Raw genomic sequence first — 25,387 nt, 5'->3', positions numbered from 1 at the left:
AGAAACAAAGTTGAATAATCGCAAGCGATCGACTCGCTAAAAAATTAAAAATCAGCAGACAAACTAAATTTCTCCCTGAATTACTTAGAAGGTGCTGCAAAAAAACAACGTGCCAAGGATAAACAATAACCAACAACCAACAACTAACAACCAACAACTAACAACTAACAACCAACAACTAACAATTTCCAATGAACAACGGCCATGAACTTGAAACAATCGAAATTCAGCTCCTACTAGAGGGAATGTTTCGCTATTACGGATTTGATTTTCGCAATTATGCTTTTGCTTCTCTCAAGCGTCGAATTTGGAATACTATTCGCTCGGAAAGCCTCAATAGCGTCTCTGGACTTCAGGAAAAGGTACTTCACAATCCGGCATATCTAGACCGCTTGCTCCTCGGTCTTTCTGTGAATGTAACGGCGATGTTCCGCGATCCTAGCTTTTACATTACTTTCAGGAATAAAGTTGTGCCGTTGCTACGTACCTATCCTTTTATTCGCATCTGGCACGCGGGATGTTCAACCGGGGAAGAAGTCTATTCTATGGCAATCTTGCTACAGGAAGAAGGACTTTACGATCGCTGTAGAATTTACGCTACGGATATGAATGAAGTAGTGTTAAAAAAAGCAAAGGCGGGAATATTTCCGCTGAAACAAATGCAAGAATATACTCAGCTTTACCAGCAAGCGGGTGGAAAAAAATCATTTTCAGAGTATTACACTGCTGCCTATGACAATGCAATTTTTCGGGCTTCGCTCAAAGAAAATATTATCTTTTCTCACCATAACCTCGCAACGGATAGTTCTTTTAATGAATTTAATGCGATTTTCTGCCGCAATGTGTTGATTTATTTCAATCCATCCCTCCAACAACGGGTACATAAGCTATTGTATGAGAGTCTGGGAATGTTTGGAGTTTTGGGACTAGGACATCAGGAGACTCTCAATTTTACCCCTTACCACAAACACTATGAGACGATAGAAAGCAGTGAAAAACTTTACCGGAGAGTTAAATAAGAGCGATTTTGAAATAGTTGTGGTTGGCACTTCTTTGGGAGGGCTAAATGCTCTGTCTGTGCTGCTAGCTGATTTGCCAGCAACCTTTCCCTTGCCGATAGTTATCGTGCAACACCGCCACAAAAATTCTAACAATATGCTGCTGGATTATTTACAGCGGCAAAGCTCTCTCCGAGTGAGAGAAGCGGAAGACAAAGAGACAATCTTACCGGGAATAGTTTATTTGGCTCCTGCTGATTATCACTTGCTAATTGAATCCCCCGATGGCGGTGAATTTAGCTTGCAGGAAAACTATTTGATAACATTCGCGAACGATCCAAGAGAAGCTATTCACAATCCACTATCTAAAATTCAAAATCGTGGCTCTCCTACATTCGCACTATCAACTGAGGCTCCGATCTCTTACGCGCGGCCTTCAATTGATGCCCTATTTGAGTCTGCTGCTGATACTTTTGGTGAGAAAACAATTGGCATAATTTTAACAGGAGCAAGCTGCGATGGAAGTCAAGGACTGGCAAAAATTAAAGCTGAAGGAGGATTGACATTTGTACAGGAACCAGATTCGGCTGAATGCCGAGTAATGCCAGCAGCGGCGATCGCAACTTTTGAAGTAGACTGGATTTTACCTCTATCAAAAATCGCTCCCTGTTTGGTCAATTTACTAACAATTAAAGATTAAAAAACTATGAATATCCAGCATGAAGATAAAGTAAATGTACTCTTAGTTGACGATCATGAAGAAAACTTGCTGGCTCTGGAAGCTATTCTCAACAGTACCTCTTACAATTTAGTAAAAGCAAATTCAGGTGCGGAAGCTCTAAGATGTCTGCTTAATGAGGATTTTGCGGTAATTCTGCTCGACGTGCAGATGCCGGCAATGGATGGATTTGAGACGGCAACATTGATTCGCTCTAGAGATCGATCGCGCTTAACTCCCATTATTTTTATCACTGCATTTACCAGTAATGACTCTCAGGTTTTCAAAGGTTATTCTTTGGGTGCGGTGGATTATCTTTTTAAACCGATTGAAGCGGAAATATTGACATCAAAAGTGGCGGTATTTGTTGAATTATTTCAAAAAACAGTTGAGGTTAAGCGCCAAGCCGCAGAGCTAGCTGCTGTTAATACTGAACTGAGTAAAAGTGAAGAGCGGTTTCGGACGTTGAGTGCTTGTTCGCCGCTGGGAATTTATCTCGCTGATGTAGAAGGTCGCTGTACTTATATTAACCCGCGCTGTAAAGGGATTTGTGGGTTAAATTTAGAGGAAGGTTTGATAGATGTTTGGCAGCGATCGGTTCATCCCGAAGATCGCGATCGCGTGGTAGCAGATTGGTTGGCATGGATGGAAACAGGTCAAGAATATTCCGAAGAGTTTCGATTAAGTGCCAACGGAAGTATGCGCTGGGTTCATGTGCAGTCGTCGCCCATGTTTTCGGATTTGGGCAAACCGATCGGTCATGTTGGTACAATTATCGATATCACAGACCGCAAGCAAGCAGAGGAAGAGCGAGGCAGGTTAATCGGCGAGCAGGTGGCGCGGCACGAAGCTGAGAGAGCGAATCGGATGAAGGATGAGTTTCTGGCTATTCTCTCTCACGAACTTCGCACTCCTTTAAATGCAATTCTTGGCTGGTCTAAGTTACTTCGGGCTAAAAAATTTGACCAGGCAACGATTGATAAAGCTCTAGAAACAATTGAGCGCAATGCTAAATCTCAAGCGCAACTGATCGAAGATATTCTAGATGTTTCGCGGATTCTGCGGGGCAAGCTAAATTTAAATTTACATCCGATTCCGTTAGGGTATGTGATTGAGGTGGCAATTGATGCTCTGCGGCCGTTGGCTGAGACGAAATCAATTGCAATAGAATTTGTCTGTATTTCGGATATTGGTCAAGTTATAGGCGATAGCGATCGCTTGCAGCAAGTGGTTTGGAATTTACTATCAAATGCGATTAAGTTTACTCCCGAAGGTGGCAAAGTAGAGGTGCGATTAGAATTAGTTGGCGACTATGCGGAAATTCAGATTATAGATACGGGAATTGGTATTTCTGCTGAGTTTCTCCCTTATGTTTTCGATCGCTTCCGCCAAGCTGATAGCACTACAACTAGGTCTTACGGGGGTTTGGGATTGGGACTGGCGATCGTCCGCCATTTGGTGGAACTGCACGGCGGTACAGTTGGTGCTGAAAACAACAGCAGCGGTATCGGGGCGAAATTTACGGTTTCTCTGCCGATCGCAACTTGCCAGATCGATCGAGGTGCAGTGGAGGAAATGCCTCAACTCCAAGGCGTGGGAGATGCGATCGCTATCCCCAGTCTGGCGAATTTGCAATTGCTGGTGGTGGATGATGACGATGACAGCCGCGAGTTTTTGATTGCTGTGTTGGAGGAGCACGGAGCTCAGGTGCGATCGGCGGCATCGGTGGCGGGGGCCCTAGCAGCACTGGAGAACTATTGGCCGGACTTGCTGTTAAGCGATATTGGAATGCCGGAAGCAGATGGCTATCAGTTGATCGCGCGGGTGAGAGAAATGGAAGCGCTGCGGGGAGGAAATATGCCTGCGATCGCACTGACTGCCTACGCCAGAGTTGAAGAGCGCCGACGAGCACTGCAAGCGGGTTTCCAGATGCACTTATCTAAACCCATTGAGCCCGATCGGTTAATAGCAGGAGTTGCTAATCTGGCAGGAATTTTTCGAGCTCCAGTTGTTAATTGTTAATTGTTAACTGTTAATTGTTAATTGTTCAGGACTTAGCCATACTAACACAATTTTGTCATTGTTCGCCGTGCGAAGCAATCGCCTAGTCTCTGCGATTGCTTCGCACAGCGAACAATGACGATGGATAAGATGGATAATTACAGGACTTACACAAAAATATGTAACGCCGCCATCTTGGCGGTGATTTGACCGCCAGGATGGCGGTGTTACGTAAGTAATACGTAAATCCTAAATTACTAATCAAGGGGATGACTAACCCTGATTTAGTATTATACCAAATCAGGCTTAAATACTCTCTTTATTCTTTAGTCCGCGTAGGCGGACTTCGTTTGTGTAGTAGCGATTTCAATCGCCGAATAATAAAGGAGATATCAAACCTGATTTAGTATTACCTCCTATTAAACTTAGCTTTCAAATCATTAAGAGTAGGTGATTGCTGAGGCTTGCTGGTAGCTTTTCTATCGCTATTTTGTTGCTCTTGTAACTTCATTGATAAACTAATGCGCTTCAATTTCTCATTAACTTCTAGCACGCGCACTTTTACCACTTGTCCCACCTTAACAATCAGTTTTGGGTCTTCCACAAATCTGTCAGCGAGTTGAGAAATATGCACTAAACCATCCTGATGCACGCCGATATCAACAAATGCACCAAAGTTAGCAACATTGGTAACAATACCTTCTAATTCCATGCCCACATTCAAATCGGAAATTTCTTTAATTCCCTCTTTAAAAGTGGCATATTTGAACTCATCTCGCGGGTCTCTTCCCGGTTTTTCCAGTTCCTTAATGATATCGCGGAGGGTGGGTTCGCCGATGGTTTCGGTGACGTATTTTTTTATGTTAATAGACTTGACTTTTTCAGATAGTTGTGTTATCTGTGCTAACGGCACGCTCAAATCTTTAGCGATCGCTTCCACGACAAAGTAACTTTCTGGATGCACTGCTGTATTATCCAGTGGATTTTCGCCACCGCGAATGCGTAGGAAACCAGCAGCTTGTTCAAAAGCTTTTGGCCCCAATTTCGGTACTTTCAGAAGTTGACGGCGATTTTTAAAGGCTCCCTTTTCATTGCGGTAATTAACTATATTTTTAGCAACAGTTGGTGTCATTCCCGATACAAAGGTCAGCAATTCTTTGGATGCTGTATTTAAGTCTACACCGACATAATTAACGCAGCTTTCTACGGTGTCGTCGAGTTTCTTTTTGAGCAGTTTTTGATCGACATCATGCTGATATTGTCCTACACCGATGGATTTGGGGTCAATTTTAACAAGTTCCGCCAGCGGATCTTGCAAGCGGCGGCCAATACTAATAGCTCCTCTGACTGTAAGATCGAGATCGGGAAATTCTGCGATCGCTACATCACTTGCTGAATAAATCGATGCACCAGATTCATTCACCATCACTTTAATTGGCTTTCTTTCTAAGGTTGCCAAAACTTCAGCAATAAACTCATCTGTCTCGCGAGAAGCTGTGCCATTACCAATCGCGATTAACTCAATTTTGTAAGTCTCAATCATCCGCTTAATAGTATTAGCAGATTGTTGACGCTGTGCAACTGCTTGATGGGGGAAAATTGTCTGATATTCTAAAAATTTACCCGTTTCTGATAGTACAGAAACCTTACACCCAGTCCGAAATCCCGGATCTACAGCTAATGTCGGTTTCATCCCAGCGGGAGCCGATAGTAATAACTCCCGAAGATTGGTTTCAAATGTCTTAATTGACTCCAAATCTGCGTCAGCTTTCCTATTACTACGTACCTCCGTAGTTAGAGATGTTTTCATCAACCGATTGAAGGCATCTTTGAGCATCGCTTGATAAAATTCTCTGACTGCTTTCACCTTAGTTTTAATTTCCTGAGATTCGAGATAGGAGAGTACAGTAGACTCATCGAAGGCAAGATCCAAGTCTAAAATCCCTTCCGTTTCACCCCGGAATAAAGCTAGCATATTATGAGGTTGAATGTTTTTAACAGCAACTTGATAATTGCGGTACATTTCAAATTTAGTGCTTCCTTCGGGATGTTCATCTTTGATGCGCGAAACAAAGGAACCCGATTTCATCAAATAGTCTCGTAAATATGCCCGCAATTCTGCTTTTTCTGAGACTTCTTCTGCTAAAATATCAGCAGCACCTTTGAGAGCTTCTTCTGCGGTTTTGACACCCTTCTCTTCGGAGATATATTTGGTGGCTTCTGCTTCTAGGGATACTGGTTGTGGCTGGGGTAAGTTAAGAGATTTGATAAATTCTGCTAGGGGTTCTAATCCTTTTTCTCTAGCAATAGTTGCTCGCGTGCGCCGCTTAGTTTTGTAGGGAAGATAGAGGTCTTCAAGTAAGTTTTTTTGTAGGCAAGCTTCGATTTTAGCTTTTAATTCGTCAGTCAGTTTACCTTGAGATGCGATCGCATCTAAAATTGTTTTTTTGCGGTCTTCAATTTCGGTAAGATAGGTAAATCGTTCGGAGATATCTCGCAACTGAATTTCATCCAGAGAACCCGTCCGTTCTTTGCGGTAGCGAGCAATAAAGGGAATTGTGGCTCCTTCGGCGAAAAGTTCGAGAGCGCTATTAATTTGATCTGGATTGATGGAAAGTTCTTGTGCTAGCAGTTGAGGAATATTGAACATATTTTCTGAAGTTGAAGTAATCGATAATGGGATGAGGTTAAGGGGTAGGTTTTTTATTATACCAAATTTGGATATAAAATTCTATTTATGATGGGGAGCGATCGCTTTTCTTAATTAAGGCGATGGCGATCGAAGGGCTAATGTGCGGTAGTTAGGGCAATAAATTGAGATTATACCGCAAATCTATAGATACTACAAAATCCTAATTTTTTGAGGAAGTATTGACAAGACAGAAAATATGCGGTAGGTTAGTAAAAATGAGTGTGTTTAGCCAAATGCGAGTAAACAATAGATATTAAGTTAATCAGCATTAGGCTCGGCTCAATTGATAAATTTGAAAGTGTGTAAAATCATATTCCATTGAATCAATGAGTCATTGTGAGATACGAGATTATTTTTTCGCCTGAAGCTGAAGCAGACATTGTTGCCCTCAAAGCAAGCGATCGCGCTAAAGCCTTGGATGCGATCGAGACATTCCTAAGATACGAACCAGAAAAGACGAGTAAGAGTCGGATCAAGCGTCTTCGAGAGATGCAAAGACCTCAATATCGATTGCGGATTGATGACCTAAGAGTATTTTATGATGTTAGCTACACTGAGGATGGAGAGGGTAATGTAGAAGTCCTGCGAATTCGGGAGAAATCGGAGGCGATGATGTGGTTAGCCGAGTTCGGCAGGAGAGAGGAATGAAGCAAGTCTCTATGGATGAAGTCAAAAATGACCTTTCAGGTTATTTGCAAATAGCCGAGAAGGAAAGTGTAATTATTACCCGTGATGGGCAACCTGTAGGAATTCTAATTGGGTTTGAGGATGCAGAAGATTGGTGGGAGGAATTGATGTTGCGCGAGCCGCGTTTTGAAGTGGAGATTGCTCAAGCTCGTCAAAGTTTGAAAGAGGGAAAGGGGATTAGCATTGAGGAAATGAAAGCTAAATATGGAGTATAATAAAGGAAATAATTTTTCTGCATACTTTATAAAACATGATAAAAACTATCAAATTAAAATTTGGTCGAGTTTCCGGTTCGGCTCCAGAAAAAATAGCTACAACACCTGTAACTGTATTTGTAGGTCCGAATAATTCTGGGAAAAGTAAAGCTTTAGCTGAAATTAATTACTATTGCTCTACAGGACAGCGGAATACAACGGACGTAATACTAGACAGCATTGAATTTGATACATTTACAACTGAGATAGCTGAAGAGAAGATTAAAAAGGTTACTCTTGAGCCAAATCTTAGTGACGGACATTTACTCGACGATCACATAATTGTTGGAAAAAAGGGCCAACGTAATCAAGTCCCCAGGCAGGCTCTTCTAGACGCATTGCAGAATACAAATAGCCAAACTCAACTTTTTTGCAGGTGGTATCTCGCATCTAATACACTAATTTTAGATGGTAGAAGTCGAATCAATTTGATAGGACAGCAAAACGCTGGAGATCTTCAACACCAACCTCAAACTAGCTTCCAAGTATTATTCTGCGATAATGCTAAGAGAAAAGAGGTTAGACGAGTTATTCACGATGCTTTTGGTACATATTTTGTAATAGATCCCACTTCTCTTGGACAGCTTAGGCTTCGCCTTGCCTTACGTCCACCTACAACAGATATGGAGGAGCGCGGAATTCATGATGAAGCAGTAAGATTCCAAGCAGAAGCATTTCTAGTTGAGCAGGCTAGTGATGGAGTAAAAGCCTTTACTGGAATTATCACAGAAATTATTGCGGGAGATCCTGCAATTGTTCTAATTGATGAACCCGAAGCATTCTTACATCCTTCCTTATCCTTTAAACTAGGAAAAGAGATTGCTTCTTCCAGCTTAGGGTCAGAGAAAAGACTTTTTGTATCAACTCATAGTCCTGACTTTGTAATGGGATGTATACATTCAGGCGCACCAGTCAATATTGTTAGGCTAACGTATCGTAGTGAAGTCGCTACAGCCAGGATTTTGTCTAATACGGACATACTTCACTTAATGCGAAATCCTTTATTACGTTCAACGGGTGTGCTTGGAGGATTATTTTACGAGTTTGTAATTGTAACTGAATCTGATGCAGATCGTGCTTTTTACCAAGAAATTAATGAACGATTACTTCGTTACAAGCCAGAATTAGGAATACCTAACTGCTTATTTCTAAACGCCCAAAATAAACAAACCGTCCACGTTATCATTAAGCCGTTGAGGGAACTGGGAATTCCGGCAGTTGGCATTGTTGATGTAGACATTTTGAAAGAAGGTGGTCAACCGTGGACAAACTTTCTCAAAGGTGGTTTTATGCCAGAACTTGAGCATCAATCACTCGCTGCATTGCGAAGTTGTGTTAAACAAAAAATTGATGCAACAGGTAAGGATATGAAACAAAACGGAGGTGTCGATATCCTTTCCGATAGTGACAAAGAAGCAGTAAATAATTTGTTTGATAAACTTGATGAGTACGGTCTGTTTGCTGTACGCAAAGGCGAATTAGAATCATGGCTTTCTTTTCTTGGTGTAACTGGACATACACCAAAGTGGCTAATTAACATCTTTGAGAAAATGGGAGAAGATCCAGACTCACCAGATTACTTGAAACCATCCGATGATGACGTATGGCTTTTTTTGGGAGAAATCAAAAAATGGTTTACAAATCCAAATAGAAAAGGCATCCCGTCATAAGGAAAATATCCACCTTATCCCTCATCACCGCCTGAAAAATTGGGCGACTCCCCAAAACCTTCATCACCCAACTTTCCCGCAACTGCGATCGCGCCACTCCTATTTCTGTTTGAGGACGCGATCGCCAACCGTGACAACTAGAACATACCCTTAAAAATCTAAAATCTCTCTGATCGCACTTTTTAGATCGTCATCAGCAGGGCGTTTAACAAACTGTTCATGGCTGTAAATCCAAACCAGTCTGATTATACAATTAGTTGCGTTTACCAAATACATCAGTCTAATTTGCCCCGAAGCGCCTTTTGAAACCAAGAGTTCCAACTTATGAAATGTCCATCCTTCTGGTAGTTGAATTTTTCCCGGTAAAGGTTCATTACGAGAATTGTTAGGATATTGATCGTCAATCAAATCTTCCAAAGTTTTTGTAATCAGTGCAACAAAACTATCTCTATGAACCTTGGCAAGTTTTTTGAAAGAACGATTAAAATTATCGGATGCTTCAATGGAGAAGGGAGTTAAGCCAGTCATGCACTTCTCCTTTACCAATACGATGTAAGGATTCCGAAGCAAACGCTTTTTTAACAATTTCAGACATTGCTACTTGGTATGCAGGGTGATCGCGCTCTATCAGATCGAGCTTTTGATAACCTAATGCCTTCATATCATTAAGAAGAATTGGCTCCGTCGAACTTGCTTGAGGTGGTAGACCTTTACGAGCTCTCTTCCAAGGAAATTCACCGTGAGTCATATCACTTAGTCGATAAGCATGGTAGCCACCGAAGTATTCCCAAATTTCTTCTAAAAGTTCTTTCTTCTCAGACGGAAAATCCGACAATGATTCTTTTCTAGGAATTGGCAATTGTCTCGCCTCGAAATCACTGTAGAATCTATAAGCAGGAGGACAAACAGGCCCATAGCGCCATGCTTGGATTTCTTCAGCAAACAATGGTTCATTGTACAGTGCCAAATGTAAGCTCTGAGCATAATATAAAAGCTTTTGAACCTTCATATTTGTCATTTCAGCTTCTATACCATCCTCATAAGCTCTAATAATGAAGTAGCAAGCCACATTGAGACAGTCAATCATAGCTTAACTCGCAGCTTTAAATAGACGTTTTCTTATTTTAACAAATTTGTCAATTTTTAACATAATAATTCTTATAGATGAAGCCGGCGATCTCACCCAACTTTCCCACAAGCGCGATCGCACCACCATCTCTTTCTGTTCGATCGCTAACCACCCCAATCCCCGCTCGATCGCCTCCCCTTAGTCTAAAATCTCCTCATCCGGGTAATTCCCAACTCGACAAACTTCAAATTTCTCAGATAGCCTGTTAGAGCATCCCCTCTGAAGCAAACTCTCAATGGAGGAGACGAAAGTGAGCAAGGTTTACATTATTACCGGTACCAGTAGCGGCTTTGGTCGCGCGATCGCAGAAGCGGTTCTCAGTCGTGGCGATCGCGCCATTCTAACAGCCAGAAAAACTGAAAGTATCTCTGATTTGGTGGAAAAATATCCAGACACAGCAATAGCTGTACATATGGATGTTACAAACGAGAGCGATCGCCAAGCAGTAGTTCAAACTGCGATCGAAAGCTTCGGGCGTATTGATGTCTTAGTCAATAACGCAGGGCGTGGTAGTCTCGGTGCAGCCGAAGAGTTTTCTCTTGCACAACTCCGCGAACAAATGGAAGTCAATTTTATCGCTTGTGCAGAAATGATTCGGGCTGTATTGCCTATGATGCGAAGTCAAAAAAGCGGCCATATCCTCAACATTTCCAGTATCGGCGGTCGCGTCAACGTCGGTGGATTTGCGCTTTATGGTGCGTCCAAATTCGCTCTTGAGGGTTATTCAGAGGCGCTGTATGATGAGATAAAGCCATTAGGTATTCGCGTCACGATCGTTGAGCCAGGGGCCTTTCGCACAGAGTTCGCTGGCGACTCTAATATTCGTCCAGAAACCACGATTCCCGATTACCAGCCAGTCATTGAGCCCATTCGTCAGTATCTCTATGGCAGCAACGGCAAACAACTTGGCGACCCTCACAAAGCGGCATTAGTGATGATTCAGGTTGTAGAAAGCAGCGATCCACCATTACGTTTAATGTTGGGTGCAGATGCCTATGGTCTTTGGGATCGGAAACGTGCCGAGACGGATGCAGAAATGGCTAAATGGCGCGAAGTTGGAGAGGATACTGCTTTTTCGGATGTTAATTTTGTGGCGATTGGCGGCTAATAGCAGTTCGATAAAGAGTGTTTTTCAGCCCGGAGAGGATAGATAGATTGAATGATGGAAGATGCGCGATCGGATCTTCCATCATCAATCCATCAGTTACAAGCTGAGATATTGAAATAAAATAACAAACCAATATAAACCTTGGGGACTAAAATAATATGACTAAATTTGAAGGAACTATTGCTGGGAAAAATATAATCACTTACACCCCTAGAGGACGTAAGCGATACTCTCCAGATGAGATAGGACAATATTTAAGGAAATTTAAACTCTGTGATGCTCTTAGGCTCATTGGAAAGTTATCCTATGAAATCAGATTCCAGGAAGGATTATATACGATCAGTAATGTACCTGTTTCTAACGGGGTTCTTGCTTACTTGTCTATGCGATTAATTGAAAACTCGAATGATTATCGTAGCCAAGATATGAGTATAAATGATTTATTAACAGTTATTGATATGTTTTTTGGACTTCCAGATCCATTTCAAGAGGATAGGGAAAATCCACAAGGTTGTCTTATTAGATTTGGATCTGCTCAATTTGACTATGATCGTGAAGCCTCTCACCTTTTGCCAAGAACCCTAATTATTTATGGAGATTTATGGAATACAGTTGCAGGCAGCAATCAAATTGATATAGCTGATGCAATTCAAAGCTTTTGTGGTTTGAATTTGCAGGAAATATTATTTTTAAGCTTGGTTTTTTCAGATAGTGCAAAGAACGGATTTTTCCGCTTACATGAAGAAATAGATAAGTATCCAAATTCCATGAAAAAATATTTTTGTATTAACAAACAACAAGCATTTGCTAATTGGATTTCATGTAGTTATAGTGACTTTCGCTCTCTATCGAGGAAAGAGTTACCACCAGCTAATGAGTATGAAAAGTTTCGCTTTAATCCACTTTACCTTAAGCCTGTAATTATTCCAGATCGTAATGTTAAACCTGGATTTTCTCAGGTTTATATAACACCAATACCAACTTTAATTTATGAGCGAGTAACTAGAGGTCTTTATTTCTCATTGTCAGAGTCAGACTATTTTAGAAGTGGTAAAAGTAATCCATTTCGAGGTGCTTTTGGCTCTGTTTTTCAAGAATATGTTGGCTTACTTCTAAAGAAAACATTTGGGGAAGCTAATGTGCAGAAAGAGTGGAGATATGGTTCTAAACAAAATTCTAAAGATACACCAGACTGGTTTGTAATTCAAAATGGTATCGCTGTTTTAATAGAAGTAAAGCAATCAGGACTCTACTTAAATGCTAAGAAATGGGGTAATCTCCAAGATATTCAGCAGAATCTTAAACTAAGTATTGGTGGTGGTGTGGATCAGATGTGGAAATTTGAAAATGATGTCGAAAGTGGTTTATGCACAGTTCCCGATTGGTTCAATGGTATTAAAATAACTGAGAGGCTAGTAGTTACCTATGACCGCTCTTACTTCCTTAATTCAATTTTGAGAGATGAAATTAGACAGCTATATCCCTCTATTTCGGAAACATACCATTGGCATACTATTGCAGTTGAAGAATTAGAGTATTTTCTAGGTATCGTTAGTACAAACTTTATTGAGGCTTTGGCAGAAAAAAGGCTTGATGCTGAGGGAGATAGGATGGATTTTAGAGATTACTATTCTAGAAAATGCTCTAAAGATGATTGTCGGAATCCATATTTACATAGTATGTATGATAAATTCTTTAGTGATTTGTTTCCTTTCTTAAACCAAGATCCCAGAGTCCCAAAAACGAGGTAATGCAATGAGCGATCAGTTTTGGAATCAGGTCAAGTCCAAGTATCGTTTAGGTGAACTAATTCATGGTAAAGTTGAGCATCATGCACCCTTCGGCATTTTCGTAAACATTGGCGACGAAAAAGTGCAAGGTCTTGTTCAAATTACCGATTTTGTAGACACTGGAGATATGACTCCAGAAATGTATCCAGATATTGGTTCACCAATTGGAGCTGTAGTGATAGGTTATACTCAGGACGATCGCAATCAAATCTGGTTGAGTGTGAAGCCCAGTGTATTGCAAAAAGCCTTAGTTCATCTCAAAATACCAGCAATAATCGAAAAATCTTAACCAGTCGCAGAACAAATCGCGATCGCGCATCCTCCTCTTTCTGTTCGATCGCTGCGATCGCCTTTATCCCCTACTTCCCCAAGCTTCCCACAAAAGCCAGATATTCTTCACTCCTTAATCCCCCTTGTAACTCCGCCAAAACCTTCGCCAAATCCCCCGATAACAACGCAGCCTTATCTAACCATAAACCCGGAAAAACTTGAGAGCAAATCATCCCCTCAGCATTAGCTTCTCGTTGCCGATACTCCCCATCTTGCAAATAAAACCAATCCAACTCACCATCATCAACTCGCCAAATCACATACTCTTTTACTCCATTCCGACGATAAACTTTCAGCTTTTGATGCCGATCGATAGAAACAGTAGATGCTGCAATTTCTACAATTAATTCTGGTGCCCCTTCCACATAATCATCCTCACTAATCCGCGAAGTTCCACCCTGTTCAATTCTTAATAAAGCATCCGGTTGTACTTCATTATCAGTATCCAACCGCACCGTAGCATTGTCCCCCACCTGTACTCCGGGAGTAGAGGCTTTATAAACTCCCAGCCAAGTCATAATATAAGCATGAGGTTCCCCATGATTTCTAATTCTTAATGCCGATGCCATATAAACAATTCCCTCAATTAATTCAGCTTTTTTGAGATGCGGCATTGCTTGATAACGCCGCTCAAATTCAAAACGAGTAAGTTGATCGCCATTTTCTAAGGGAGCAATAGTTACAGGAGGAGCCATTAGGTTAGAGGTGAGCATATTTCTATCCCCTATGTTTAATTAAATCTAATTTTAACACATAACGTCATTGCGAGCGAAGCGAAGCAATCTCAAGGTCTTGAGATTGCTTCGCTACGCTCGCAATGACAAAACAACTAACAACCAACAACTAACAACTAACAACTAACAACCAACAACTAACAACTAACAATTACTTTTCTTGTAATTCCTCAATACCTTCCCATCCTTCCGGTACTCCATACTGTTGATATTTCTCACAGCGTTTAATATAAAGCATCGCCGCCTTATCTTGAGGATTAACCGCTAAAACTTCCTGAAAAATTATCTTTGCTTCATCAAATTGTTGCTGATAATAAAGAAAAACTGCCACTTCAAAACGCGCCTGAGTCTGAGTTTTTAATCGATTTTGCTCCTCTCCCTCCCCATCGAAAACTTCAAATATTGCTACCGCCGCCTTTTTCCCCTTTACCATCACCCTATCCAAAAATCTAAACTTTTGTTCTTCCGTATAATCGAGACAGCAAAGCGTTTTATGACTGATTAAAATCCCCGCACCATAAAGCTTGGTTAACCCTTCTAAACGAGAAGCAAGATTGACTGCATCGGCTATTACTGTACTTTCCATCCGCTCTTGAGAGCCAATAGTTCCTAACATTAAACTTCCCGTATGTAAACCCACCCCAATCGAAATAGGAAGATAACCCTCTTTTTGGCGTTCTTCATTGTAAATATTTACTTGTTTTTGCATCGCAATTGCACCAGCAACAGCATCATTCGCTGACTGTGGAAATAAAGCCATAATTGCATCGCCAATATACTTATCAATGAAGCCATTATGATCGCGAATTACGGGGCTAACTCGACTCAAGTATTCATTAAGAAAACTAAAATTCTCTTCGGGCGACATCCCCTCGGATAGCGTGGTAAATGAGCGAATATCTGAAAACATCACCGTCATTTCTTTCTGGATTTGATCGCCTAATTTCACATCAACAATACTTTCTTGTCCCAAGAAATTTAGAAATTCATGGGGAACAAAACGACCATAAGCAGCATTGATTTTAGCCAGACGAATATGAGTCTTAATTCTCGCTAACAATTCATTTTTGGAAAAAGGTTTACTTAGATAATCATTAGCGCCCGAATTAAAACCTTCCACTAAATCTGTGACTTGATTTTTCGCGGTTAACATTACAATTGGCAACTCAATAGCCGGAAACTTTTCACGCAATATTTGACAAACTTCATAGCCGCTCATTCGCGGCATCATTACATCTAATAAAATTAAATCTGGTCTAAATCCATTCTCAATAATTTCTAAAGCTTCAAAACCATTAGTTGCTTGTGTCACCTCATATTTCAAAACGGAAAGATTGTTAATTAAAACTTGGATATTAACGGGTTCATCATCAACTATAAGAATCTTCAATTCGCTACCCGATGAGTCTTTAACTTCAGGATGAATCAGAGGAGCGATGTTTGAATCTTGCGTTTTATCGATTGCAGAAATCGGTGATATATATTGGTTAGGTTGAAGCTGATTTTGGGAAATAGGCAAAGTAAAAATAAACTTAGAACCAACTCCAACTTTAGAGGATACCCAAATTTCCCCTTGGTGCAATTCTACTAGCTGTTTCGTCACTGCTAAACCTAAACCTGTACCGCCGTATTCTCTAGCGGTGGAACCGTCACCCTGCTCAAAAGCCTCAAAAATTCTCTCTAGTTTATCTTCTGGTATGCCAATCCCAGTATCGGCAACAGTAATCGCTAATCGTTGATTTTGTGTTGATGAATCATTACTTTCAACTATTTTTATGTAGCCTTCTTGTAATAGCTTAGATGAAGAATCGACAACCTCTGCTGAAACTTCTACAATCCCCTTTTCTGTGAATTTTATGGCATTACCAATGATGTTATGTAGAATTTGCTGCATCCGATTCTCATCAGCATCTACTAGCGGCACTTCAGGACTAATTGCATTGATTAATTGCAAAGATTTTTTGCCGATTAGCGGTTGAGAAAGAGTCAGCACTACTTCACTAATTTCTCGCATCCCAATCGGTTTAATTTCTAGTTCCATATTATTGTGGCTAAGCTTAGAGAAATCTAGAATATCGTTGACTAGATTGGAAAGCCTTCTGCCACTAGATACAATTAATGCCAGATTAGAAACAGTCTTGTCTGGTAATGAACCTGTAGCTCCATCTATTAGAGATTCAGCAATACCGATAATACCATTAAGGGGGGTGCGGAGTTCGTGAGATGTATTTGCTAAAAACTCATCTTTGAGTTTATCTAGTTGTTGCAATTCAGCATTTTTAGTTTCTAAGCTAGTAAATGACTCTTGTAACTGCCTTGCCATGCTGTTAAAAGCCTTAGCCAAAACACCTAGTTCATCGGAACGTTCTATGTTAACTTGTTGATTAAATTCTCCTTGAGAAAGAGCTGTTGCTGCATCTTTTAATTTCATAATCGGTCGAATAATCCAGCGGGAGGTAATAATTCCTATAAAGGTAGCTAATAGCAATGCAGTTAAACATAGTAAAATTGTAGTGCGATTGTTAGCATTAATATGTTCCATGAAGTCAGATTCGGGAACGACAACGACAATCAGCCAATCTAATCGCATTATGTCTTTGTAAGGTACAACTTGCACGAATTGCCGCTGACCATCAATTAAAAAATCGAGTTGTTCTGATTTTTCAAGCAGGCTGAGATTGCTAAAATGTTTGGTTAAATATTGAGCTGTAGCGCGAGTTAAGGGATCTTTACTATCGATGGCACTGAGGCGTTTTGCCTTCTTGTCCAGGTCGTTCATAATAAAGGGATTTTCAGGAGTTGAAGTGCCTACTAATAAACCTGAACGTTCAATAATGAAGACTTGACCTTGAGGACTAATATTGATACTTTTCAGGAAATCACTAATTAAGCTGAGAATTAAATCAACACCCATTACTCCGCGAAAAGTGCCTGTATTGTCATATAACAACCTCGATGCTGTGATGCCCAATTCGCCGCCAGTAAAGTTATAAATCTCACTCCAATTAGGTTGCTTGGTTTGAATTGTTTTGATGTACCAAGGTCGAGTTCTGGGGTCATATTTATCAACTACGATCAACTCACCTATATTACCTTGGCTATCGAGTTTATAGGCTCGACGTTCTGGAGATTGCTCAACGACTTTACCTGTGTATGTGCCGTTCTGTTCGTTTTTTACATAGATAAATTCTCCCTCTTTACTCCCAATATAAATGGAGTTAATGGCATTAAACAACTGGATTTCTTGCCAGAGAAAATACTGTGCAGCCGGGAAATCATCAAAAGTTAATTCTCCGCGCTTAGCAGCATCGGCATTAATTTGATTGATGACATTTGGTTGGCGGAGATAATTCTGGAGGTGTTGCTGTACTCTATCAGTAACTTCGCTGCGAAGTTGCGTAGCTACATCGTTAACAGCTTTCTGTCCGTTGCGAAATGATAGATATCCTACGAGTCCTACTGCTCCAAAGATTTGTAGAACAAAGGGGACTACAAGCAAGATGCGGAGGGGAATTTTACCTGAAACTTTAGAAACGGGACGGGTGACAGATTTTATAGCCGTTTTCAGTTGCATAAGGTAGACTAGGGTAATTGGTAATTGCTAATCGATCGGAAAGTTAAGTTACTAAAATCTATGAACTTTGCGTTCAAATTGCTAATTTGTAATTGTAATTAAAAGCAGTATATCCTTAATTGAAAGCTGTTCTAATAACATAGAAGCATTTAGCTCTCAATTGAGGCTAGTGAATAACTACTGCACGCACTTTTAACTTACCCTGTTGAGAAAGGCGGACTATCCACCGTATTTTAAAAGCAGACAGGATGTTAGCGACTGTAAGATATGCCTGCGCCATTCTCCTGTAGATATAGCAACTGCTAAGGTGATGAAGACATTCTTATTTGCTGAAACCATGATGAAGATTGAATTTTTCTTCTAATTTCTGCTTTCAGCATAGCTGTCTTCTGCCTTCTGGTATCTATTATGTTGTAGGGGATCGAAAGCGTCAACACTCTGCTTTATGGCTCACCGTCTGGAAGAACACGCAGCTAAGCGCCCTCACGAAGTCTGAGTTGTGTATGATATTGATTATTAATTATTCGCGTCCACTTCCTCTATCCATCGGCAAATCTCTTTTTCTAAATTCGGATGACTCGGTGCAAAGGTTTTCACACAGAGATTTACTTCATCACTAATGATGCAAATTTTACCCGCTAACCGACTGAATGCTGTGAGAAAAACTGGGTTAAAACCTTGGCGTAAGGGCGGCGCGGGGTCTTCATAAAAGATTAAAATCGGGGCGGTTTGATTCCGTTGCAATTGATTCCAGTAGAATCCGAATAGCTGCATGGTTTCCGGGAGTTTTTGGCTGCTTTCTGGATAGTTTGCCGCCAGCATTTGGTCATAAATATCTAGGGCGGGGTTGTCTCTGTCGATGAATTTACTGCCATCAATTAACAGCCATTGATATTGGTTGAGGGGAGGATGGTTTTTTAATCTTTGGGTGAGGGGTAGGGTTGCCGGGTGGGGTTGCTGGTTCCAGAGTTGATAGAATTGGTGATAGGGGAGATTTTGGGCGCATTGCCAGAGGATTCGGTAACAATTGTCAAATAGCTCGAAGTTGTTTTGGCAAGTTTCATCGCTGAGATAGGGTTGCAATTGCGAGACAACATAGGCATATTGTTCGTTAGTTTCGATGGTTTTAAGCAAGCTGTTGGCTGCACGCCAACGGGTAGATTCATCCTTAGAAGTTGCCAGCAAATTGACTAAAGCCGCGATCGCCTGGTTGCCCGTGCCAATTTTACCTAAGTTATAGACTGCTTGCCAGGTATCTTTATCCCCCAGATTGACAAAATATCCGATCGCCTCTTGGTTGCCGGGGTCGATTTTACCCAAGCTCTCGGCTGCTCGCCAACGGGTAGATTCATCCTCAGTGGTTGCCCGCAGATTGACAAAATATCTGATCGCCTCTTGGTTGCCGGGGTCGATTTCACCCAAGCTCTCGGCTGCTCGCCAACGGGTAGATTCATCCTCAGCAGTTGCCAGCAGATTAACTAAAGATGCGATCGCCTCTTGGTTGCCGGGACCGATTTTACCTAAGCTCTCCGCTGCTAGGCCACGGGTAAATTCATCCTCAGTAGCTGCCAGCAGATTAACTAAAGATGCGATCGCCTTTCCCCTATCAGTCTCTTTTAATACCTGTGTGGCAGTTTCTTTAATAGGAGCAAGATATATCATCCATTCCTGGTTTTCTTCATTAAAATAACCAGAAACCAATCGCACAATTTGATTAACAATCTCCTCAGACTTACCAGAATTAAACTCACTAATCCCCGCCGCTGCTAGAAAATAGGCACGAAACGTATAAAAATCATTACACCCATCCTCAAAGTCAATCAACGTCTGAATCAACTCCTCTTTTTCCTCATCCCTAACATCCTTACGCCCCAACCACAGCAAAATTATCTGTTTCCATTCCCGATCAAAAATGCGATTTCCCTCAAAGAAACACCAACCATTTTTCACCCCCAAAGCCGCAAAATACTCCTGAAAAGTAGCATGATAAAACCCATAAAGCTGCTGATTTTGGGGATCGACACCGACCAAATTCAACCAACCCAACCGACAGGCCAACCAATTATTTACATCTTCACCCCCCAACTTTTGCTTTAATTGTGGCGACAACTCACTAGGGCGAATTAAAAAACGCGAACTACTCGCAGTCATCTCCCGCGTCATCGCCCACAGTGACAACTCAGCCAACACCTGATTTAACTCCTTTTGCTGATTTTTATCTGTCCACAAATCCGATTGAGTTTTCTCATTATTTGCCTTGTAAAACTGCTCAACAAAAGCCTCATAAAGTGCTGCTTGCGTCTCCGGTAAACCGCCCTTGTCCCGATATTCCAAACCATTCAAACAAAACAGAGTTAACCGCAAAGGATTTCTAATCAAATCCGCAAGGCGTTGATGTTCCGGTTGCGCCAACTTTGCTAACAAAAATTCTCCAACCTGCGGGTGTTTCGCCCGATCAAACCAATTCCTAATAAATTTCTGCACTTCTTCCGGCGCAAAATCCTGATTCCGAAACAGATCGTAATCGCTATTTCCGAAACTTGCGCCATCCCAAACATTCGTCCGACAACTGACAATTACCCGTGCCTTACTCACCCATCCCTGTAATTTCAGCAACTCGTGAGCATTAGCCAGCACAGTCATTTCATCTAAACCATCTAATAATAACCAAACTCGCTGCTGGTTAAATTGTTCAATTAAACCTTGCCAATGACTCTCAATTCCCGTCGCATCATGCAACCAAGTTTCTTTTAAATATTGCTGAATTGATTTACCGTCCAACTTCCGCAAATCGATCCAAATCGGCAAACCTAAATTTCCCTTAAAAATCCACTTAGCAATTTTTTGTAACCGCGTAGTTTTACCCGCCCCCGGTTCCCCAATAATCGCAATTCTACGCCCTTGACTTTTCGGACTTTTCCCATTTCCCAATACTTGATGAAAAAACTCATCTTCACTGATTTGAGTTTCTATTTCCTGGGTGGGTTTTTCCCGATAAGCCGCCGATCCAGTTTCAGGAGTAATATTAGCTTCGGATTTAGGTTTAACTTGCTTTTCTACTAAAGCTAGACGTACATAAATATCATCAAAGTTGGGAGTAAAGCCAGCGATTCCATACAAAAAATTTGTGGTGGTTTTATGTTCGCGATCTGCAAACATAATAAAACAAACATCGCGCCATTGTTCAGCCGTTAAAGATGTTGGTTGAGAGTGGAGAATTTTGTCAAGTCTAGCCTTAATCTTTTCCACATTCTCTTTAATATCTTCGATATGCTCTTTAATTTCATCTAAGCCTTGTAAAATTTGAGTAATATTAGTTTCTACCACTCCGAATCGTTGACAAAATTCAGCAAAACCAGAGTCAATTTTAGCAGCTAGTTCTGTAAATAACTGTTGCTGGTGTTCATCACTACCAGTTAATTGAGTTTCTAACTGTTGTAAGCGGGCGATAACTTTAGTTACATCTTCACTGGTTTTCTCTAAATTTTTCCGAGTTTCTTGTAACAATTGAATAGTCAAAACTGCAAAAGCCTTACCATCTTTCTTAAAATCCTCTTTTAAAACTTCCCGTAAAGCCTTCGGGAAATTTTGACATAGTTCGTGAGCAACTCGACTATTAGTTACTGGATTAACAGTTGCTTGATTCCCCAAAAAATGCTTTTTCTCTGTATCTTTCTTATCTAATAAATTAACAATCTTCTCCCAAGCGTCAATATCCAGAGCCGTTTCAGCAGTAAAACTTTCACCAGTAGGAGTGAGAAATTCTTGTAATTTAATTTCTTTTAGTTCTTCTGGGTAGTGTCTTTGTTCAATTTGCTCATTGGCAATTTCTGACCAGCGATCTTTCGCAATTTTGGCTAATCTATCCAGTTTAGACTTTGTATCTTTATCATTATGATTTTTAGCAAAAACAGCAATCACAGAGGCAATCGCCTTTCCTGCTGCTTTTGTCAAATCATTATTAGTCAAGGAAACAAATTGAGGTTCTGTGGATGGCAATAAATTATCAGCCGTATTTGCAGCAATACCGCCAGCCACACCTGCAAAGGAATTGAGAATACTATCAATAATGCTTTCTGTTATTAGGATTCCCCCCACCACTGGTATCGCTGGCAAAGTTCCGGCTGAAATAACTGCACTACCCAATACAACAGCACTTACAATTGACAATTTGAGGAGCGATCGAGCTAAAGTCATAGTAAATTTTTACCCTGACTGTAAAAAGTATAAAAATTAAACCTAATGATAGTATAACTTAACTGAGGAATTTATGTCTTCACAACGCGAATGCACGCTTAGACTGATTTTTAAGATTTGTTAAAATTCAGAAGCGGGATATCTACTACCTATTATAATATTCTGCAATAAAATATTTATATTTATAGGGCGATCGCAGATGGTAGTCGAATTAACTAAGGGTGCAAGGTTTAACCTTTCTAAACAAGCTCCCGATTTAAAGAAAGTTGCGATCGCCCTCGGTTGGGAGTCAACTCACTCCGATCAAAGTTATGAGATAGATGCCTCTGCGTTTATGTTAGGAGCAGATGGCAAAATTCCTCACGAACAATATTTTGTATTCTACAATAATCTACAATCCTTTGATGGCGCTATCCTGCAATCATCACCTAAGAAAGAACAACAAGAAAAGACAGGAAATAAGGCGATTTATGGTGTGATGCTGGAAAAAATTAATTCTGATATTCAGGAAATAATATTTGTTGGTACTATTGAAGAAAATCCAGAAAAAGATGCCAACTTTAGCCTAGTTAAAAATGCTTTTATCAGAATTTGTAACTTGGATAATGGTAGCGAAATTACCCGCTACGATCTAGCAGAAAGTTTTTCCCAAGAGACGGCTGTAGAGTTTGGCCGTTTGTATAGAAACAAAGGAGAATGGAAGTTTCAGGCTGTAGGACAAGGATATAATGCTGGATTACAAAGCTTTGTTGATAAATATCATATCGAGAATATACAATCTACTGCTAGCGCATCGTTAACTAGCCCATCATTAGATAATTCTCAGTCTGTTATTAACGACTCAAGTGTAGAATCAGAACCGAAAAAACCGCGTAAGAAAAAAAGACGCAAAACACCCAAAACTAATAATCAAGTTCCTACTAGAAATCGCAAAATCCCCCTAAGTTTATTAGCAGGATTAAGTGTTTTAATTATGGGCGTAAGTGCAGGCGCGATTGCGTTAATCAAATCACAAGAAGTAAGTCTGAATCAAGCCAAGATACTGATAGCTGACCAAGAAAAATTTAGAACTTCAACAGATATAAATTTACTAACAACTGTACGCGAAAGCCTCATAAAATCAGTAGCAAATTTAGATAAAATCCCTAACTTACCTGGTTTTGCCTATCATCAAGCTCAATCAGATTTAGCAAACCTCCGTCCCAGTTTGGTGTCAGTTGAGCAAAATATCAAAGCTGTTCAAAGTCTAGAAACTGCTCAAAAATTAGCATTAGAAGCTGCTATTGCCGTAAAAAATCCACCTCATGCGGCGGAAGTTTGGCAGGGTTCGCAAAGTAAATTGCAGCAAGCGATCGCGCTTTTACAGGCGATTCCAACAGACGCATCTGTTTATATTCCAGCTCAACAAAAGCTCTCTAATTACCTTGCGAATCAGACTGTTATTAGTCAAAGATTCGCTACAGCCCAAAAAGCTGTTATTTTCAGCAATCAAGGTTCTCTGAAGCTGGAAAAAGCCGATTATCGAGGCGCGATCGCAGATTTTAACCAAGCAGTTAGCCTCAACCAGAACTTACCCCAAGCTTATCTCGGCTTAGGAATTTCTCATTCAAAACTAGGTGATAACTATCAGGCAATTCAATACTATAACCAGGCACTAAAATTTAATGCTAACTTTGCAGATGCCTACTTTAGCAGGGGTCAAGCCTACTATGAAATGGGAATTAAACAAAAGGCGAACGCAGATTATGAACAAACCATTCGCCTTAACCCTAACTATGCCCTAGCCTACCTAGAACGAGGCGCTATTCGCTATCAAATAGGCTCTAAACCGCAAGGTTTGCAAGACTTCCGCCAAGCAGCAGAGCTTTTTTCTAAGCAGGGAGATACAAAGAATTACGAACTAGCCCAAACCCTGATCGACAAGTTTGAAGAGCCAGCCTCACCAAGCCCAGAGCTAGTAAAATGTAATTATTCAACTAATATAGACTCATTAGGTCGGCGCTGCGGTGTGCGTGTAAATATTCCAGTTATCATCCGCAGAAATTCTACCTTTAACTCCTCTAACCCCGATACTAACATTAAAAATGAGACGAGAAAACAGCAAACATTTCCCTCTAATTCTGATAGCACCAGTAGCAGACCTCGCAGGAGTAGAAGAAGTAGAAGATAAGCTCAATTTAAGCTTTTTTAAACACTAAAGCTTAAAGACCATTTACTTTTTTCCCTTGCCGAAAACGGCGAATTCCCACTAATCCGCTAGCGGCCAAGGCTAAACCATTCAGAGTTAAAAGTTCAGTAAATTGTAACTCTCCCTCTTCTAATACTTCGCGAACTACTATCGCCACAGGAGGGAGCAAAAATTGCTTTGAAGTTTCAGAGGCGGCGCGATCGCGCGAGGCGAGTTTGATTTCACTCTTTTGCTGCGGTAATTTATCGCCAGCAGACGCTTTGGGAGCAGCCACAGCAACTAAAAGACTTAATATCAGTGCAGAGGTAGTAAATTTCGTCAGTAAATTAGTTGTTTTATTCATAAATCCTCCTCACAGGGAGTCGCGCCATCAAACTTTTACTTATAGCGAAGGGTATAACCCCCTCTGGCTGACACCCCCTACTTCCTCAATCATTACTCGCCAAAGTACGGGTGTAAATAGTCTTGGGCAAATTTCACTCAATCTTTAAAAATCCCCTCTCCGCGTGAAGTTTGGCGTTACGGAGGTAGGTAAAATGATGGATTTCAGGCTCAAAATCCCCTTCGCACCCTGAATTGTCGCAGAAGACAAGAGAGCGATCGCAGAAACTAAGTAGGTTAAGTATAAATAAACACTTCTATACCTTTAGACTTTTACGTAACTCGCCCCTCTAGGCGGTAAAAATACCCCCCAGAGGGCAGCGTTACGGATACGTAAGTGCCATATAAAATAGAAATAGAGTTATAGGCAAATATCATGCAAGCATACAAACTCAAAGGAACTATCGATTCCGCAGGTAATTTAATAGTTGCCGAACCTGTTAATATGCCCCCAGGCGATGTTGAAATTATCCTCTTGCAAACAGTTGATAAAGTTGCCAGTTCTACAGTTTCAGTAACCGAAGAATTACAACCAGAGACACCTAAGAGGAAGTTTGAAAGCCAAGTCAAGGCATTTCAGGGTTTATTTGATGAAGACACCACACCTGAAACACAAGATTTCGACGATCCAGACAAACAAGCAAAATGGGAATATTTGAAGGAGAAACATAACCTGTGAAAATTTTGTTAGACACCAATGTTATAGTCGATGTTGCTCTTGAGCGAAAGCCTTTCTTTCCTGATAGCGATCGCGTCTTATCGTTCGTTGAGCAAGGGCAAGTTGAAGGTTATATTTCAGGATCGACTTTTAGCGATCTTTACTACATTATTCGTAGAGGTAAAGGTCGCGATTCTACACTTGCTTTTTTAAGGCAGTTAGCCACCTTCTGCCAAGTCGCTACAGTCGATCGAGCTGTTATTTCACTGGCTTTAAAT

At 40.8% G+C, this 25,387-nt stretch carries 20 protein-coding genes; 13 read left to right on the top strand and 7 right to left on the bottom strand.

Annotated elements, in window-relative coordinates:
* Nucleotides 1–191: 191 nt before the first annotated feature.
* From OSCI_RS03725 to OSCI_RS03715, 3 genes are read left to right on the top strand one after another with little or no spacing between them, the layout of a single operon-like run.
* Nucleotides 192–1,019 carry a CheR family methyltransferase gene (locus OSCI_RS03725; RefSeq protein WP_007353522.1) on the top strand — a complete coding sequence of 276 codons (828 nt, stop codon included), beginning with the start codon at nucleotides 192–194 and terminating at the stop codon, nucleotides 1,017–1,019.
* A complete protein-coding gene (locus OSCI_RS03720; RefSeq protein ID WP_007353521.1) occupies nucleotides 991–1,698 on the top strand; it encodes a chemotaxis protein CheB in 708 nt (235 codons plus the stop codon). The genes OSCI_RS03725 and OSCI_RS03720 overlap by 29 nt, the downstream gene beginning before the upstream one ends.
* Nucleotides 1,699–1,704: 6 nt before the next feature.
* Entirely contained in the window at nucleotides 1,705–3,738 is a 2,034-nt protein-coding gene (locus OSCI_RS03715; protein WP_007353520.1) for a response regulator, read from the top strand.
* A 388-nt stretch (nucleotides 3,739–4,126) separates the two neighbouring features.
* Here OSCI_RS03715 and OSCI_RS03710 read toward each other — a convergent pair whose 3' ends face one another.
* On the bottom strand, nucleotides 4,127–6,367 hold the full coding sequence (locus OSCI_RS03710; RefSeq protein ID WP_007353518.1) for a Tex family protein: 2,241 nt from the start codon (nucleotides 6,365–6,367) through the stop codon (nucleotides 4,127–4,129).
* 378 nt (nucleotides 6,368–6,745) lie between these two features.
* On the opposite strand from OSCI_RS03710, the gene OSCI_RS03705 reads away from it, so the two are divergent.
* From OSCI_RS03705 to OSCI_RS03695, 3 genes are read left to right on the top strand one after another with little or no spacing between them, the layout of a single operon-like run.
* The gene (locus tag OSCI_RS03705; protein WP_007353517.1) at nucleotides 6,746–7,057 is read left to right on the top strand and encodes a type II toxin-antitoxin system RelE family toxin; all 312 of its coding nucleotides are present in this window, start codon (nucleotides 6,746–6,748) and stop codon (nucleotides 7,055–7,057) included.
* The gene (locus OSCI_RS03700) at nucleotides 7,054–7,311 is read left to right on the top strand and encodes a type II toxin-antitoxin system Phd/YefM family antitoxin (RefSeq protein WP_007353516.1); all 258 of its coding nucleotides are present in this window, start codon (nucleotides 7,054–7,056) and stop codon (nucleotides 7,309–7,311) included. Before OSCI_RS03705 ends, OSCI_RS03700 begins: the two co-directional genes overlap by 4 nt.
* Before the next feature lie 35 nt (nucleotides 7,312–7,346).
* Entirely contained in the window at nucleotides 7,347–9,020 is a 1,674-nt protein-coding gene (locus OSCI_RS03695; protein WP_007353515.1) for an ATP-dependent nuclease, read from the top strand.
* A gap of 150 nt (nucleotides 9,021–9,170) precedes the next feature.
* Here the strand turns inward: OSCI_RS03695 and OSCI_RS03690 are convergent, their stop codons facing one another.
* Nucleotides 9,171–9,548, bottom strand: coding sequence for a hypothetical protein (locus OSCI_RS03690; protein WP_007353514.1), 378 nt, complete (start codon nucleotides 9,546–9,548; stop codon nucleotides 9,171–9,173).
* Entirely contained in the window at nucleotides 9,520–10,107 is a 588-nt protein-coding gene (locus tag OSCI_RS03685; RefSeq protein WP_007353513.1) for a Panacea domain-containing protein, read from the bottom strand. Before OSCI_RS03685 ends, OSCI_RS03690 begins: the two co-directional genes overlap by 29 nt.
* Before the next feature lie 46 nt (nucleotides 10,108–10,153).
* Here OSCI_RS03685 and OSCI_RS29550 point away from each other — a divergent pair, with 46 nt between their 5' ends.
* The 4 genes from OSCI_RS29550 to OSCI_RS03670 all read left to right on the top strand — a co-directional run bounded on the left by OSCI_RS29550 (nucleotide 10,154) and on the right by OSCI_RS03670 (nucleotide 13,336).
* A complete protein-coding gene (locus tag OSCI_RS29550) occupies nucleotides 10,154–10,291 on the top strand; it encodes a hypothetical protein (RefSeq protein ID WP_007353511.1) in 138 nt (45 codons plus the stop codon).
* A gap of 108 nt (nucleotides 10,292–10,399) precedes the next feature.
* Entirely contained in the window at nucleotides 10,400–11,257 is an 858-nt protein-coding gene (locus OSCI_RS03680) for an oxidoreductase (RefSeq protein ID WP_007353510.1), read from the top strand.
* Nucleotides 11,258–11,415: 158 nt separating this feature from the next.
* Complete coding sequence (locus tag OSCI_RS03675) at nucleotides 11,416–13,008, top strand: hypothetical protein (RefSeq protein ID WP_007353509.1); 1,593 nt, start codon at nucleotides 11,416–11,418, stop codon at nucleotides 13,006–13,008.
* Between the two features lie 4 nt (nucleotides 13,009–13,012).
* Nucleotides 13,013–13,336 carry a S1 RNA-binding domain-containing protein gene (locus tag OSCI_RS03670; RefSeq protein WP_007353508.1) on the top strand — a complete coding sequence of 108 codons (324 nt, stop codon included), beginning with the start codon at nucleotides 13,013–13,015 and terminating at the stop codon, nucleotides 13,334–13,336.
* 70 nt (nucleotides 13,337–13,406) lie between these two features.
* On the opposite strand, the gene OSCI_RS03665 is transcribed toward OSCI_RS03670, so the two are convergent.
* The 3 genes from OSCI_RS03665 to OSCI_RS03655 all read right to left on the bottom strand — a co-directional run bounded on the left by OSCI_RS03665 (nucleotide 13,407) and on the right by OSCI_RS03655 (nucleotide 21,882).
* A complete protein-coding gene (locus OSCI_RS03665; RefSeq protein WP_007353507.1) occupies nucleotides 13,407–14,090 on the bottom strand; it encodes a Uma2 family endonuclease in 684 nt (227 codons plus the stop codon).
* Nucleotides 14,091–14,262: 172 nt separating this feature from the next.
* Nucleotides 14,263–17,685 (bottom strand): response regulator, encoded by a 3,423-nt coding sequence (locus OSCI_RS03660; protein WP_007353506.1) that lies wholly within the window; start codon nucleotides 17,683–17,685, stop codon nucleotides 14,263–14,265.
* A gap of 516 nt (nucleotides 17,686–18,201) precedes the next feature.
* Entirely contained in the window at nucleotides 18,202–21,882 is a 3,681-nt protein-coding gene (locus OSCI_RS03655) for an NACHT domain-containing protein (protein ID WP_007353505.1), read from the bottom strand.
* A 199-nt stretch (nucleotides 21,883–22,081) separates the two neighbouring features.
* Between OSCI_RS03655 and OSCI_RS03650 the strand changes: the two genes are divergently transcribed.
* Nucleotides 22,082–24,052 carry a TerD family protein gene (locus OSCI_RS03650; RefSeq protein WP_007353504.1) on the top strand — a complete coding sequence of 657 codons (1,971 nt, stop codon included), beginning with the start codon at nucleotides 22,082–22,084 and terminating at the stop codon, nucleotides 24,050–24,052.
* 31 nt (nucleotides 24,053–24,083) lie between these two features.
* Here OSCI_RS03650 and OSCI_RS03645 read toward each other — a convergent pair whose 3' ends face one another.
* Complete coding sequence (locus tag OSCI_RS03645; protein ID WP_007353503.1) at nucleotides 24,084–24,413, bottom strand: hypothetical protein; 330 nt, start codon at nucleotides 24,411–24,413, stop codon at nucleotides 24,084–24,086.
* Between the two features lie 414 nt (nucleotides 24,414–24,827).
* Between OSCI_RS03645 and OSCI_RS03640 the strand changes: the two genes are divergently transcribed.
* Both OSCI_RS03640 and OSCI_RS03635 read left to right on the top strand, forming a co-directional pair.
* A complete protein-coding gene (locus tag OSCI_RS03640) occupies nucleotides 24,828–25,130 on the top strand; it encodes a hypothetical protein (protein ID WP_007353501.1) in 303 nt (100 codons plus the stop codon).
* Nucleotides 25,127–25,387 (top strand): type II toxin-antitoxin system VapC family toxin (locus OSCI_RS03635; RefSeq protein WP_039961702.1); only part of this gene is annotated, 261 nt, incomplete at its 3' end. The genes OSCI_RS03640 and OSCI_RS03635, both read left to right, overlap by 4 nt.

The organism is Kamptonema sp. PCC 6506, assembly GCF_000180455.1.
Classification (GTDB): Bacteria; Cyanobacteriota; Cyanobacteriia; order Cyanobacteriales; family Microcoleaceae; genus Kamptonema; species Kamptonema formosum.
This window is presented reverse-complemented; position numbering and strand designations above follow the sequence as displayed.